Genomic DNA, 485 nt, shown 5'->3' with positions numbered 1-485 from the left:
AACCCTAGGGGAACCTGGGGTTGGATCACCTCCTTATCTTGAAGGTAAAACGCTCATGTTGAGTGTTCACACAAATTGCACTGATAACGAAAGTAAAGAAGACTAACCCTCTGATAAGGGGCTATAGCTCAGCTGGGAGAGCGCCTGCCTTGCACGCAGGAGGTCAGCAGTTCGATCCTGCTTAGCTCCACCATCTTGTCAGTAAAAAAGCAGGTCTGTAGCTCAGCTGGTTAGAGCGCACCCCTGATAAGGGTGAGGTCGGCAGTTCAAGTCTGCCCAGACCTACCAATGTCTTCTTATAAAGAGAAACCAAATTAAAGGTATTCAGTGAATATTTTCAATTTGGTTTTTTTAAGCCAAGTCTTTGCCGAATGCGTGCAAATGACAAGCTCTTTAACAATTTGGAAAGCTGATATATATCCCGAATATAATTACTTTATCAGTAATATATTCGAACGATGTTTATCTGGTGAGTGCGGTGTCGC

General features: G+C 43.7%; 2 tRNA genes. Both read left to right on the top strand.

The features are described 5' to 3' along the window. Positions 1-117: 117 nt before the first annotated feature. Positions 118-193, top strand: a tRNA-Ala gene (locus tag HII17_RS18885). 18 nt (positions 194-211) lie between these two features. Continuing rightward, positions 212-288 (top strand) — tRNA-Ile (locus tag HII17_RS18880). Positions 289-485: the final 197 nt, after the last annotated feature.

This window comes from Thalassotalea algicola (assembly GCF_012932965.1).
Classification (GTDB): Bacteria; Pseudomonadota; Gammaproteobacteria; order Enterobacterales; family Alteromonadaceae; genus Thalassotalea_F; species Thalassotalea_F algicola.
Note: the sequence above shows the minus strand (reverse complement) of the source record. Positions and strands in the feature narration are given on the sequence as shown.